Origin of the sequence: Pokkaliibacter sp. MBI-7, from assembly GCF_029846635.1 — a bacterium.
Classification (GTDB): Bacteria; Pseudomonadota; Gammaproteobacteria; order Pseudomonadales; family Balneatricaceae; genus Pokkaliibacter.
In genome coordinates, this window is sequence record NZ_JARVTG010000001.1 from 3,420,317 (window position 1) to 3,434,291 (window position 13,975).

The following is a 13,975-nucleotide window of genomic DNA, read 5'->3' on the forward strand; positions in this document are numbered from 1 at the left end:
GTCTCAGTCCATGAGGACGTTGTGCTATCAGTGGCGCACAGGCGTGCTGTTGTTCCGTGCCAGTGAGGTGGTGCAGGCGTGGTCACATACAGGATGGCCTGCTTTGCTGCTAAACTTGCGCATCATTTCTACAGGCACTGCCATGAACCCCATCTCTGCAAGCATCGCGCTCGCTTTTGCACAGCGTCAGGCGCTGTTCAGCCGTTGTCAGACGGAAAACACCACCTGTTATCGCCTGTTCCACGGTACCAATGAAGGTTTGTCCGGCGTCACGGTTGATCGCTATGGCGATCTCTATCTGATCCAGAGTTTCCATACGCCGCTCGGGGTGGAGCAGTATCAGCAGATCGTGACAGCGACAGAGCAGCAGCTGGGGCAGTCGGTGCTGTGGGTCTATAACGACCGTTCCGGCAATAACAGCCGTATCGACACCGCACAGCAAGACCCCGCTTTGCGACCCGTGGACGCTGCGCTGGCGGATCATGAGGGATTGGAGCTGGGCGTGCGTTATCGGGTTCGGGGGCGGCATCAGGGACAGGACCCGCTGCTGTTTCTGGATTTGCGTAATGCCCGGCGTTACGTACTGGAGAACAGTCAGGGCAAGGATGTGCTCAACCTGTTCTCCTACACCTGTGGTGTGGGCCTGTGTGCGGCCAAAGGCGGTGCGCGCGAGGTGGTGAATGTCGATTTTGCCCAGTCAGCACTGGCAGTGGGTAAGGAGAACGCCGAGCTGAATGGTTTCCCCGACAGCCAGATCAGTTTTGTGCAGAGTGACTTTTTCCCTGCCTGCCGTCAGCTGGCGGGCCTGCCGGTTGCCGCACGGCGTGGCAAGCGCCTGCCCAGCTATCCGCGGCTGGCTGCCCGGCAGTTTGATCTGGTGTTTCTCGATCCTCCGCGTTATGCCAGCAGTGCCTTTGGTACTGTCGATCTGCTGCGCGATTATCAGAGCCTGCTGAAGCCGGCCATTCTCGCCACTCGGGACGATGGTCAGCTGATCTGCTGCAATAACGTGGCACAGGTGGATATGGACAGCTGGCGTGCGCTGGTGTTGCGCTGTGCGGAAAAACTCGGCCGTCCCGTGCGGGCGGTAGAGGTGATCAGCCCGGAAGAAGACTTCCCCAGTACGGACGGTCAGCCGCCACTGAAAACCCTGGTGCTGCAGTTCTAGCCTAAATCTGTGCAGCCATTTCGGCCAGCAATGAGATGATGGATAGCGGTGTAGTGACGGTTTTGTGACATTTTTCTGACCGTGTGGAATATTTTTTGCTGCTAATTCAGCCTGCTTCGGCATGACTGGAGTTCATCAAATACCACTGGGAGCTTTACCTATGTCACGTCTCACCCTGCGCACCGCCGCGGTATCGGTTGCCCTGTTATTGGGCAGCGTCAGCCTGCCTTCCTGGTCAGCAGATACCCCGGCAGCGCCGAGCTACACCACCAAAGACCTGAATGAGCAGCTGGTGCTGGCCACCCTGTGGATGCAGGCATCGGGCGAGTTCAAGGCGCTGTCTTATCAGGCTTTCAATCTGGCCAGACTGCGGCTGGATATGTATATGGCAGGTCATCCCGGCGGCAAGAAAGTCGCCGTGATCGTCGATGCCGATGAAACGGTACTGGACAACTCCGCTTACGAGGCCTGGCTGGTAGGCAAGGACTTCGGTTACTCCAGCAAAACCTGGGACAAATGGATGGATGCGGCACAAGCCAAGGCCATGCCCGGTGCCGTGGAGTTTCTCAACTATGTGAAGAAGCGCGGTGGGGAAGTGTTCTACGTCACCAACCGCAAGGAAGTGGGTAAGGCCGGCACCATCAAGAATATGAATGCGCTGGGCTTCCCCTTTGTCGATGATGCTCACCTGATGCTGCGCACCGACAGCAGCAACAAGGAGCCACGCCGTCAGCAGATTGCAGCCGACTACGATGTGGCGCTGCTGATGGGTGACAACCTCAATGACTTCAGTGCGGCCTTCGATACCAAGACGCTGGAAGAAGGCGATGTTGCGGTCGAAAGTAACAAAGCTAAATTTGGTGCCGAGTTTATTGTGTTACCAAACCCCACCTACGGTGACTGGGAAGGCAAGGTGTATAACAACAACTGGGGCGCTTCACCTGCTGAGAAAGACCAGATGCGCAAGGCCCATCTGCACCCCTGGCAGCCTGCGGAGTAAGCGCTCTGTTCTGACTGGTACGCGCTTATCGCCGAATACAACAAGACCGCCGTGATGGCGGTCTTGTTGTATTCCGGGTCTGACTAGATCATTGCGCCGCCACTGGCTTCATCATCCAGCATATGGATAAAGTCCGCCTCGCTCATGGGTTTGCCGTAGTAGTACCCCTGTGCCTGCTGGCAGCCCATGCTGGCCAGCATGATGGCCTGCTCTTCGGTTTCCACCCCTTCTGCGACCAGCTCCATCCCCAGACTGCGTGCCATGGAAATGATGGCGCGCACCAGTGCTGCGCTTTCTTTGGCGGTGGTCAGCTTATCGACAAAGGAGCGGTCGATTTTCAGCGTATCGATGGGGAAGCGGGCCAGATAACCGAGGGAAGAGTAGCCTGTGCCGAAGTCATCCACCGCAATGGTCAGGCCCAGCGCACGAATCTGCTGCAGCTGCTCCATTACATCGGGGCGGTCCTCCAGCAGAATGCCTTCGGTAATTTCTACTTCAAGCCAGAGGGCCGGACACTGATGCTGCAGCAGGGCCTGTTCGATCACTGCCAGCAGCGGCTGTTCACTCTCAAAGAACTGACGGCCTGACAGGTTGACGGCTATCTTCAGCGGCTCCCCCGGGCGGCGGTTCCAGCGGCAGGCTGCCTGACAGGCGGTTTCAATCACCCAGCGACCCAGATCGACAATGGTGCCGTTATCTTCCGCAAGATGAATAAAACGGTCAGGGGTCAGCAGCCCGCGCCGTGGATGATGCCAGCGAATCAGCGCCTCGGCACCGAGAATCTTGCCGCTGCGCAGATCAATCTTTGGCTGATACAGTAGACGCATTTCGTCCCGCTCCAGACAGCGGCGCAGGTCATTCTCCAGCTCCAGCCGCTCGCGGGCCTGGGTGGTCAGCTCTTTGGAGTAGAACTTCAGGGTATTCCGGCCACTGGCCTTGGCCATATACAGGGCCGAGTCGGCAAAGCGCACCAGATCATCCAGATCGTCGCCGTCGTCAGGATAGATACAGGCACCGACACTGGCCGATACGCTGATTTCCTTGCCATCCACCAGCAGCGGATCGCGGATCGCTGTCATTGCAAAGTGAGCCTGCGCCTGCAGATCCTGGCGGTCTTCGACCTTACTCAACAGCACGCCAAACTCATCACCGCCCAGCCGTGCCAGGGTGGCACTGGCATCCAGACAGTTCTGCAGGCGCTGGCTGATAATCTTCAGCAGGGTGTCGCCATGGCCGTGACCCAGGCTGTCATTGACGGTTTTGAAGTGGTCGAGATCGATGATCATCAAACCCGCCCGCTTGCCCTTGAGGCGAGCGTTGAGCAGGCTGCGGCGGACCTTGTCGTTAAAGAAACTGCGGTTAGGCAGGGCGGTCAGCGGGTCATAGAAGGCCAGCATATGGATACGCTGCTGGTATTCATGGATATCGCTGATGTCCCTTGCTACCGCCAGTACGCTGATCAGCTGGTTGTCACGGTCATACTCGGCCGACAGTCGCAGCAGGGTGCTGATCTGTACTCCCTGGCTGTTGAGAATCTTTGTTTCCAGCTCGGTACTCTTGCCGGTGGCCAGCACCTCGGCAATGGCCTCGTCCACCTTGGACTCCCGTGGAATATCGGTATAGCCGTGTGAGTGCAGAATTTTCAGCCGGGCTTCGGCGGCGGTCAGTCCCATGATGTCGCTGGCCTGCATGTTCACCAGTTTGAGCAGCGCCGGGTTGCAGTACACCAGACGGCGCTGGGTATCGTAGCGACAGATGATATCGGGGGAGTTTTCCACCAGCGTGCGGTAGGTCAGTTCGCTGCGATAGAGCTTTTCTTCGATCTCCTTGCGCTCGGTAATGTCACGAGCGACGGCCAGCACACTGACCGTATCACCACGCTGGCCCAGCTCCGGCGTCAGTTTCAGTTCGAAATGGCGCAGTTTGCCTTCATTAGTCTGCATGCTGAGTTCGAGATGATCCGGTTGCTTGCCGGCAATGACCTCGCGCAGTTTTTGCTCCAGCTGTCTGGCATCAACACCGGCAGCAGATAACTCCGAGGGCACCTTGCCGAGCACCGCGCCGGTTCCCAGACCGCAGATCTGCTCGTAGACGTGGTTGACGTAAATACGGCGGCACTGGGTGTCATAGCGCATGATGGCATCGGGGGAGTTTTCCACCAGGGTGCGGAAGGCCTGTTCACTGGCATGCAGGCGCTCTTCTGCCTGATGACGCTCGGTGTAGTCTCGGCCTACCACCAGTACACCACAAAGCTGGTCATAGCGATCCAGTTCCGGCACCAGCCGCAGCTCGTAGTAACGCTGCTGGCCGCTGCTGTCGGTGACGCTGAGGTCCATGGTGCCGGCATGGCCGGTATCGATCACCCGCTGGACATTGTTCTGGTACTGCAGCGCGCTGCTGCCCAGGCCCGAATGCTGAATGGGAGACTTACCCAGACTGTCATTGGCCAGGGTGCGGGTGGCCTGTTCGTACTGACGGTTGACGTAGAGCCGGCGGCAGTGGGTGTCATAACGGATAATGACATCGGGTGAGTTATCAACCAGCGCACGGAACACCCGTTCCTTGTCGAAACGCTCGTCTTCTTCACGCTTGCGCTCAGTAATGTCCCGGACGATCAGCGCCACCGACACCATTTCATGCAGCTCGTTGCGGATCGGCACCATGCTGACATCGATATAACGGGTCAGGCCGTTCTCATCCAGCGCATCCTCAAAGTGCAGAGGCGCACCGCGCTCCAGACAGCGCTGTTCGTAAAGGCACCAGGAGTCGCGGAAGGTGGCGGGTACCAGATCACGCAGCAGTCGTCCGGCGGCATGCTGCGAGTGAAAAGCCAGATGGCGCTCAGCTACCGGGTTGAGCCAGCGCACCTGCAGCTGACGCTGAGGGGTGATATCCAGCAGCATGAAAGCGTCTTCGAGGCGTTCAAAGATGGTCTGATACTGGCGGTCACGTTCTCCCCGTGCCGCCTCGGCATCCATTTGCAGCAGCGAGCCCTGCTGAGCTACCCGCTGGCTGATATCAACACAGTAATTGGCGATATATTCCTCGCCCTGATGCAGGAACAGAAATAGCGTCACTTCTACGGGTTTGCTCTGACCGTCGGCATCCTGATGCTGAATGGTGAATTGTGCCCGGAATTGACGCCGTAGCTCCTGCAGGGTCTTTTCGCGGTCGTCGCGGCTCTGGCTGGCGGACCATTCGCGCATAAACCAGTCGCCACTGATCTGCTCTGCACTCATGCCAAAAAAATTGAGGCTGGCCGCGTTGGCGTAGACCACGCGGAAATTGTGTGCAGGCTGGGTAATCAGTACGGGAGAGCAGTAGGGCATGGACAGCATGCTGAGCAGCAGGCTTGAGCCGTCAGCGGCACGTTCATCGCTTCCCAGATCAAAGGGCGGACTGGTTTCTGTGGGGGTCATAACTGGGATCCTGCGCCATCGCGACTGCAATCCTTAGGTTAGTCTGATCCAGGCTTTTTCACCAAATGTGCCGCCGGGAACTGGCAGTATCCATGCTATATTCGCCGCTAAAGAGGGAGTGCAAAAAGCGATGTCTGACAGGAGAGGAAGGATGGCTGCACAACTGCATATCGGGCATCTTGCAAGGCCAGTTCAGGGGTGGGGCAGAGAATGGGTGGCGGCGCTGATGCTGGGCCTCATGGCGCTGGTCAGTGTCCCTGCTCAGGCTGACAGCTGCCGTGTACCGGCCCATATTCCTGAAACCCGTGTGGTGAAGGTGGATTGTCAGGTCGATGCGCCGGTGACGGGCTATGTGCTGGCGTTGTCCTGGTCGCCCGCGTTCTGTGACAGTGCAGCAGGGCAGCGTGGCAGTAATGACTTTCAGTGCCGGGATAACCAGTTCCGTTGGGTGGTGCACGGCTTGTGGCCACAGAACTTTGACAGCAAGGGTGCACGCTGCAGCCAGCCGCGTCACTGTCAGGCGACGCAGGTGGATGCCAGCACGGTGCGCGACAACCTCTGCATCATGCCCGGCGTGCAGCTGATTCAGGGGGAATGGCAGAAACACGGCTCCTGTGCTTTTGATGCTCCTGCTGACTACTTCAGTGAAATACAGCAGCTGTGGCAACGCATCCAGCGGCCACCACTGGAGCCACTGGCTGCGGGCGGGCGGATCAGTACGGCGGCCATCAAACAGGCGTTTATCGCCCTGAACCCTGGCCTTGGCCGCGACGACATGCTGGTGCAGGCAGGCAAGAACAACCGTTTCAACGAGATATTCATCTGTCTGGACAAGCAGGGACAGTTCCGCCGCTGCAATGGTAACGGTGTGCCTGATCATGTACTGCTACAGCTGGTACAGTAGGCACCTGATTACATCAGCCAGACAGCCTTCAGCCCGCTCGCGGGGAGTTTGCCATCAGGGAGTGCCGGAACCACAACGGTGGGCACGGCCACGGAACCAGACACCAGGGGGATGTTATGAATACAATCAATCAGCGCCACGCCCATGCCTGTCAGTGGGCAAGAGAAGCCGGGGCGCTGGCTCTGGATTATTTTCGCCAGCGTGATGCGCTGACCATCGACAGCAAAGGCGTACAGGACTGGGTCAGCGAGGCTGACCGTAACGTCGAAAGCCTGATCCGCAGCCGTCTGGCTGAGACTTATCCCGACGACGGCATCCTCGGTGAGGAGGAAGGCTGGCAGGAAGGATCGTCGCAGGGTTACTGGGTGATTGACCCCATTGATGGCACCACCAACTTTCTTCGAGGCCTGCCTGACTGGGGCGTGGTGATTGCGTATGTCGAAGGGGGCGAAGTGCAGATCGGGGTGATTTATGTGCCGATGACGGAACAGCTGTATCAGGCTGTGCGTGGTCAGGGGGCATTCTGTAACGACCAGCCGCTGCGCCTCGGTCAGGAGCCCATTGAGCTGTCATCGGTACTGATCTATATGGGCTTTGGCCGCCGTACTGCGCTGCCGGATTACCTTGCCCGCATTGATTATCTCTACCAGTGTCAGATGGATCAGCGCCGGCTGGGTTCGGCTGCACTCTGTCTGGCGCGCACCGCCGAGGGGTTGGTGGACGGCTTCTTCGAGGCGCAGATCAACCCCTGGGATGTGCTGGCTGGGCTGCTGATCGTGGAAGAGGCCGGTGGCTGGCACAACTACCTCGGTCAGCCTGCGACAACCGGCACCATGCGCGTGCTGGCCTGTGCGGCACCGCTGCAGGAGGCGCTGACGCCATTGCTGCATATCGGTCAGCCACTGTAGACCGTCGCAGGTTTTTCAACACTGAGTGACCATCCGTAAAAGTGTAAACGCGTTCAGGGCGAACAGGCAGGACAGAGGACATGGGGAGCAGTCGATGGGGTCGGGTAATGCTGTGTGGTCTGCTATGGCAGGCCGCTATCAGCCGGGCCGAGACCTGGAAGTGTGAGGAGGATGTGGATGGTTTTATCCAGCAGCTGGAAGTGAGCATGGAAGCGGACCGGCTGATGGGGTTTCGTTACAGTGGCTCGACCACGGCGTTTGATGCCGAAGTGGCTGCCTGCCGTTTGAGTGCTGAGCGGGATGACGGCGAAGTGAACTGGAATCTGCAGGGGCACACGACCACCATCAGCTACGCCGGGCACAGCAATGAACAGGTCAAAGTCAGCCAGATGGGAACCACGCTGATCTTTGATCTGTCGGGGGCGGCCCCCTGGCAATGCGGCAAGCAGGCCGTCTCGGCTGCCACTATCGCGATTACCCAGGACGAGCCCCATTGCCACAGCATCACTCTGCGTCAATAGAGGTGGTGCGGTCACCTCCCCGCTAGCAGGCTGTTGAAAAACGTTATCGAGGCAGCCGAGACAAGGAAATGCCCTGAGGGCACAAGAAACAGGCGAAAAAGCGGAGTTTAGTGGACCAAATGAGCATTTGACTCGCTCCGCTCGCCCCTTCGGGGCCGTGCTAAAGCACGTTCAGCCTTTGGCTGTGAGCCTGTTTTTGACGCGGTATTCGGCAACGCAGACAGATTTTCAACGACCTGCTAGACAATCTGACTGGCCAGTTTGCGTGCTTCCTGTCGGAGCAGGGTAATCCACTGCTGGCATTGCTCTTCACCAAAGCGGGTGATCAGCCCGGATAACGCCAGAGTGCCCAAAAACTGGCCGCTGCGACTGAATAGTGGCACCGCCACGGCGCCCACTTCTGCACTGCGTTCACCCTGTGAACGTGCCCATCCCTGCTGGCGGATGACCTCATCTTCGGCCAGCTCCTCACTGTAGGCCCGCAAAATCCGTCCGGCAGCGCCCTGACCCAGAGGCAGACGGATGCCCTCGTCGAGATGATGGCGCATTTCCCGCTGGGCATTTTCCCGATACAGGCAGATACGCTGTGCCCCGGCCCGCACGTAGAACGAGGCGCTTTCATTGCTGGCGTCACGCAGTGCCACCAGCACCGGGCGGATCAACGGCTCCAGACTGTTTTCCGCATCACAGGCATGGCTCAGGCGGCGAATGGCACTGCCAAGACTGAACAGACCTTTGCTGTCACGCTGGATATACCCGAACATTTCCAGCGACTTCATCAGACGCAAAATCGTGCTTTTGTAAAATCCCGTTTGCTCGGCCAGTTCTGCCAGCGTCAGGCTGCGCCGTTGTTCACTGAAGCAGTCAAGCAGCGTCAATGCGCGCTCAACCGCCTCCACTCGATCATTTGCCATGGTCTGTTCCCGTACATTTCTGCGGAAAAATTATGCCTGACAGAACGCCATTGCCGAAGCAATCCGATGTTGCGTTCTGTTCTGTTGCGCTCTATATTCTGTCTGAGAGAATTTAATTCTCTTAAATAGAACTTTGATGAGGCACCTGTACCCTTGTCTGTCCTTTCTCAGCAGCCTGGCTGCTGTGTCGATTCTGGTGGAGATAACAACAATGACTCGCCGTACCCGTTTGCTTACCTCACTCCCTCTGCTGTTACTGACTTCGGCGCTGGCCGCACCCGCCACACAGGCAGCTGAACTGCCCAAAGCGCCTGAATGTATCGCCCCGGCCAACCCCGGCGGTGGCTGGGATTTCACCTGCCGCACGGTCGGTCAGCTGCTGTCCACTCTCAGTTACGTCAAAGGCAATGTGCAGACCGTCAATATGCCCGGTGCCAGTGGCGGGGTGGCTTACGCCAACATCGTCTCCAAACGCAACAGCGACCCGAATGTGGTGGTGGCCGCCAGTACCGCGACCACTACCCGTCTGGCGCAGGGGCAATTCCCCGGTATGAACGCAGAGATGGTCAAGTGGGTGGGGGCACTGGGCGCGGACTACGGAGTTATTGCCGTGGGTAAAAATTCGCCCTATCAGGATCTCAAGCAACTGATGGCCGCGCTGCAGGCTGACCCCAACTCGGTCAAGTTTGCCGGTGGCAGCGCCTCCGGTGGCTGGGATCACCTGAAAGTCTTGCTGGCGGCTAAGGCAGCCGGTGTCAGCGGGCTGGCGAAAATTAAATATCTGGCCTTTAACGGCGGTGGCGAGGCCATGACGCAGGTACTCGGTGGCCACATTGATGCCTTTACCGGTGATGTATCGGAAGTGCTGGGCTTTATGCAGTCGGGCGACCTGCGGGTGCTGGCGGTGCTGTCAGACAAACGCCTGCCTGCCCCTTATGACACGCTGCCCACGGCTGCCGAGCAGGGGATCGACACCGTGGCGCCCAACTGGCGTGGCTTCTATATTCCCGGTGGTGTATCGGATCAGGAGTACCAGTGGTGGACGGCTACCCTCGACAGTCTGTACGCCTCACCGGCCTGGAAGCAGACCATGGCTGAAAACGGCCTGATGCCTTTCCATAAGGTCGGTTCCGAATTCGACAGTTTCGTGAAACAGCAGATCAGCCAGATCACCGACCTGTCGAAGGAAATTGGTCTGATCAAGTAATGTTCCTATGTGGTGTCGCCACCACAGACAGTAAAGGTGCTGTCAGCCAGTGGAATGGCTGGCAGAGCCGGAGACGTGTGATGAATCCACCCCTTAAACATATTCGTGTTCTGGATCTGACCAATGTGCTGGCCGGGCCCTTTGCCTGTCATCAGCTGGCCCATATGGGCGCTGACGTGATCAAGGTCGAGGTGCCCGGCTCAGGCGATCTGGCCCGGCAGCTGGGAGCCAGTGCCGAGCTGAATCGTGCCTTGATGGGGGTGTCCTTTCTGGCACAGAACCCCGGCAAGCGCTCGCTGACCCTCAACCTCAAGAGTGAGGCAGGTAAGGCCGTTTTCCTGCAGCTGGTAGCCAGTGCCGATGTGGTGGTGGAGAACTTCCGGCCCGGTGTGATGGAGCGGCTGGGGGTCGGCTTTGAGGTGCTGAAGCAACACAACCCACGGCTGATTTATTGTGCCATTTCGGGTTTTGGTCAGGATGGCCCCCTGCGTGATCTGCCAGCCTATGATCAGATTATTCAGGGCATGGCCGGGGTGATGAGTATTACCGGTGCGCCAGACAATGCACCGTATCGGGTAGGCTATCCGGTGGCCGACAGTGTCGGCGGTCTGACGGCCGCTTTTGCCATTGCCAGCCAGCTGGCCAACCCTCAGCGTGAGGCAACCTTTATCGATGTCTCGATGCTGGAAGCGACCATGGCCACCATGGGCTGGGCGGTATCGAACTTTCTGGTGGCCGGGCGCGAGCCCAAGCCCATGGGCAATGACAACGTCACCGCCAGCCCGTCGGGCACTTTCCGTACGGCTGATGGGCTGCTCAACATTGCCGCCAATAAGCAGGAGCAGTTTGAGGCAGTATGTGATGTGCTGGGCTGCCCCGAGCTGAAGGCCGACGCACGCTTTGCCGAGCGTCAGGCGCGGCTGCAGCATCGTCTGCAACTGACTGAGCTGCTGGAGCGGCGTTTGCAAACCGCATCTACCGAGCACTGGTGGCAGGCACTGAACCTGGCAGGCGTGCCTGCCGGGCCGGTGTATTCGGTACCTCAGGTGCTGGCCCACCCGCAGATTCGAGATCGCGGCATGCTGGCACAGTTCAGCGCTGTACCCGGGGTCGGGCAGGACGTCTGTGTGCTGCGCACCGGCTTCAAGGTGGACGGTCAGGCGCCTGCGGTAGCGACACCGCCACCTGCACTGGGTCAGCATACCGAGCAGATATTGCAGGAGCTGGGTTATGACAGCGCCGCCATTGCAACGCTGCGACAAACCGGCGCCTGCTGAGTGGCTGCACAAGATACCAATCCTGCAGCGCCGCTGGGTGCTGCACCTGAACGAGACGAGGCAAACATGGCAGACAACCTGGAAGATCAGGTCCGTGGCTGGTGGCGTACTGACATTATTGATATGGCTCCGGGCGAAATCCGTTATCACGGTTATCCCATTGAAGAGCTGATCGGACGCCTGAGCTTTACCGACATGATCTGGCTGATGCTGCGCGGTGAGCTGCCTGCGCAGGGGCAGGGACGGTTACTCGATGCGGCACTGATGGCGGCGGTGGATCATGGCCCGCAGGCACCCAGTATTGCCATTGCCCGTATGGCCATGACCTGTGGTGTCAGTCTCAACAATGCCATGGCCTCCGCCGTCAATGTGCTGGGCGATGTGCACGGTGGCGCCGGTGAACAAGCGATGCAGCTGTACAGTGATATCGCTCTGCGCCACGGTGAGGGTACGCCACTGGCAGAGGCGACAGCGATTGAGCTGGACCGGTTTATCGAGCTGCACGGCAAGTTTATTCCCGGCTTTGGTCATCGTTTCCATCCGGTGGATCCGCGGGCCGGGCGTCTGCTGGCACTGGTGGATGAGGCGGCGGCCCGGGGCGAGGTCAGTGGTCAGTTTGCTGCCATTGGCCGCAGCATTGAACAGGTGCTGGCTGAGCGTAAGGGCAAGCGCATTCCCATGAATATCGATGGCGCCACGGCGGTGATCTACGCTGAACTGGGGTTCGCGGCACCGCTGGCCCGGGGGCTGTTCTGCCTGTCGCGCTCCGTCGGCATCCTTGCCCATGCCTGGGAGCAGGCCGGGCAGGGTGGACGCAACAAGGGGCCGATCCCCCGCCAGTTGATCTGGCAATACAGCGGCGCAGCTGAACGTCATCTGCACGATGAGTAAACTGAGGTGCTCTGCTCTGCTCTGCTCTGCTCTGTTCAGTGTTGAGCTGACGGTCTGGCGCGCAGTGCGTCAGACCTTGAACTGCTTGACGTTGTCCAGCAGGGTCAGCGACATGCGCTGCAGATCATTGCCCGCCGTTTGCGTGCTGTCGGCAATGGCCTCCACCTGCTGGGACAGAGCCTGAATACTGGCAATATTCTGGTCCACTTCGCGTGTCACCAGCGCCTGCTGTTTCACTGCCGAGGCAATGCTGTGGTTGCGCTCGGCCATCTGCTGAATGTCCTGCTGAACATTGCCCAGAGCATCGACGGCAGCCGTGGCCAGCTGGCTGGTTTCATTGCCCCGCTGACTGGAGGTGTCGATGGAGGCGACGGCCAGTTCCACGCTGTGGCGGATGGCGTTGACCATTTCCTCGATGGAGTGAGTTGAACTCTGGGTCTTGCTGGCCAGACTACGCACCTCATCAGCGACCACCGCAAAACCCCGCCCGGCCTCACCAGCCCGTGCGGCTTCAATGGCTGCATTGAGTGCCAGCAGATTGGTTTGCTCGGCGATGGAGCGAATGACATCCAGCACCTTGCCGATATCCATACTTTTACTGGCCAGATCCCTGACCAGCACTGCGGTCCGGTTGATCTCCTCCAGCATGGTGCGCAGCGAATCCACCGTCGACAGCACCTTGTCGGTGGAGGCCTGTGAGGACGTCATGGCCACACGGGCCGCATCGGCACTGGCTTCGGCGTTCTCAGCAACATGTTCTATGGAGGCACTCATTTCGTTGATGGCGGTCGCAGCCTGTTTCAGCTGCTGGTTCTGACAGTCCACGGAGGTGGCACCCTGCCGGGTCGCCTGCGCCAGTGTCTCGGAGGAGTGGCTGAGTTCACTGGCAGAATGGCTGATGCTACCCACTGTTGTGCGCAGCGAAGACTGCATGGATTGCAGAGCGGTAAGCGCGGCTGCGGTTTCGTCGCGACCCCGAATCTGGAACTGATTGGTCAGGTCACCCGCGGCAATTCTCTGGGCAAAGGTGACGGCCTGACTCAGGGGAGCCGTAATACTGCGGGCAATAAGGATGCCGCACAGCATGAATATTCCTGCAATGACCGCTGCAGATATCCAGGTCATGGCAGAAAAGCTGGAAATAACCGTACGGGCCTGTTGAGTAATGGCTTTATTCTGCGCCTCTTTCAGATCGATAAAGACATTGATGCTTTTCAGCCAGTCAACCAGCGCGGGTCGTGCCGCTGAAAGTAACAGCGTACTGGCTTCATCAAACTGATGTGATTGTCTGAGCGTAATAACCTTGCCAATAATTGGCATGGTCTTTTGTTCGATACTTTTTATGTTATTCAGGGCATCCATTTCTTTGGGGTTGGTGCTGGCTTCCCGGCTGAACATTTCATCCAGCGGGGCGGCCGATTTTCGGTAGTCCTGTTCCAGACTGTGAATTAAGCCTAATACCGGTTCAATATCCTTATCGTCCTTCAGCAGTACCAGATCACGCAGTGCGATAGCCCGATCATGCACACTGCCTCTGAAGTTAATGGCATAGCGCTGCTTGAGGATGTTGATGTCATTGATTTCGGCGAGAGCGGCATCGACTTTATTGATTTTTATTACCGAAAGCTCCGTCTGGATAATGAGCAGGACAACAGAAAAGATAAATACGAGCAGCAGCCGATGGCCAATATTTATATTGGAAATGAGATTCATTCTTTGATGCCTTTGTTTCTAATAATAGATGCGAGTAATTGAAAAGCCGCACT

At 58.4% G+C, this 13,975-nt stretch carries 11 protein-coding genes; 8 read left to right on the forward strand and 3 right to left on the reverse strand.

Annotation, left to right across the window (positions count from 1 at the left end):
* Positions 1 to 142: 142 nt before the first annotated feature.
* Positions 143 to 1,168, forward strand: a complete 1,026-nt coding sequence (locus QCD60_RS15185) for a class I SAM-dependent methyltransferase (RefSeq protein WP_279786687.1) — start codon at positions 143 to 145, stop codon at positions 1,166 to 1,168.
* Between the two features lie 160 nt (positions 1,169 to 1,328).
* Positions 1,329 to 2,168 carry a 5'-nucleotidase, lipoprotein e(P4) family gene (locus QCD60_RS15190; RefSeq protein ID WP_279786689.1) on the forward strand — a complete coding sequence of 280 codons (840 nt, stop codon included), beginning with the start codon at positions 1,329 to 1,331 and terminating at the stop codon, positions 2,166 to 2,168.
* Positions 2,169 to 2,251: 83 nt separating this feature from the next.
* On the opposite strand, the gene QCD60_RS15195 is transcribed toward QCD60_RS15190, so the two are convergent.
* Positions 2,252 to 5,587, reverse strand: coding sequence for an EAL domain-containing protein (locus QCD60_RS15195; RefSeq protein ID WP_279786691.1), 3,336 nt, complete (start codon positions 5,585 to 5,587; stop codon positions 2,252 to 2,254).
* A gap of 151 nt (positions 5,588 to 5,738) precedes the next feature.
* On the opposite strand from QCD60_RS15195, the gene QCD60_RS15200 reads away from it, so the two are divergent.
* From QCD60_RS15200 to QCD60_RS15210, 3 genes are all read left to right on the forward strand, one after another.
* Complete coding sequence (locus tag QCD60_RS15200; RefSeq protein ID WP_279786693.1) at positions 5,739 to 6,491, forward strand: hypothetical protein; 753 nt, start codon at positions 5,739 to 5,741, stop codon at positions 6,489 to 6,491.
* 116 nt (positions 6,492 to 6,607) lie between these two features.
* Entirely contained in the window at positions 6,608 to 7,399 is a 792-nt protein-coding gene (locus QCD60_RS15205) for an inositol monophosphatase (RefSeq protein WP_279786695.1), read from the forward strand.
* 80 nt (positions 7,400 to 7,479) lie between these two features.
* Positions 7,480 to 7,920, forward strand: a complete 441-nt coding sequence (locus tag QCD60_RS15210; protein ID WP_279786696.1) for a hypothetical protein — start codon at positions 7,480 to 7,482, stop codon at positions 7,918 to 7,920.
* A 239-nt stretch (positions 7,921 to 8,159) separates the two neighbouring features.
* Here QCD60_RS15210 and QCD60_RS15215 read toward each other — a convergent pair whose 3' ends face one another.
* Positions 8,160 to 8,834: an IclR family transcriptional regulator gene (locus QCD60_RS15215; RefSeq protein WP_279786698.1), complete on the reverse strand. Its 675-nt coding sequence runs from the start codon at positions 8,832 to 8,834 to the stop codon at positions 8,160 to 8,162.
* Positions 8,835 to 9,045: 211 nt separating this feature from the next.
* Here QCD60_RS15215 and QCD60_RS15220 point away from each other — a divergent pair, with 211 nt between their 5' ends.
* The 3 genes from QCD60_RS15220 to QCD60_RS15230 all read left to right on the forward strand — a co-directional run bounded on the left by QCD60_RS15220 (position 9,046) and on the right by QCD60_RS15230 (position 12,209).
* The gene (locus QCD60_RS15220) at positions 9,046 to 10,041 is read left to right on the forward strand and encodes a tripartite tricarboxylate transporter substrate binding protein (RefSeq protein ID WP_279786700.1); all 996 of its coding nucleotides are present in this window, start codon (positions 9,046 to 9,048) and stop codon (positions 10,039 to 10,041) included.
* An 80-nt stretch (positions 10,042 to 10,121) separates the two neighbouring features.
* Positions 10,122 to 11,318: a CaiB/BaiF CoA-transferase family protein gene (locus tag QCD60_RS15225; protein ID WP_279786702.1), complete on the forward strand. Its 1,197-nt coding sequence runs from the start codon at positions 10,122 to 10,124 to the stop codon at positions 11,316 to 11,318.
* 66 nt (positions 11,319 to 11,384) lie between these two features.
* Positions 11,385 to 12,209 (forward strand): citryl-CoA lyase, encoded by an 825-nt coding sequence (locus QCD60_RS15230; RefSeq protein ID WP_279786704.1) that lies wholly within the window; start codon positions 11,385 to 11,387, stop codon positions 12,207 to 12,209.
* Between the two features lie 69 nt (positions 12,210 to 12,278).
* Here the strand turns inward: QCD60_RS15230 and QCD60_RS15235 are convergent, their stop codons facing one another.
* Entirely contained in the window at positions 12,279 to 13,922 is a 1,644-nt protein-coding gene (locus QCD60_RS15235; RefSeq protein ID WP_279786706.1) for a methyl-accepting chemotaxis protein, read from the reverse strand.
* Positions 13,923 to 13,975: the final 53 nt, after the last annotated feature.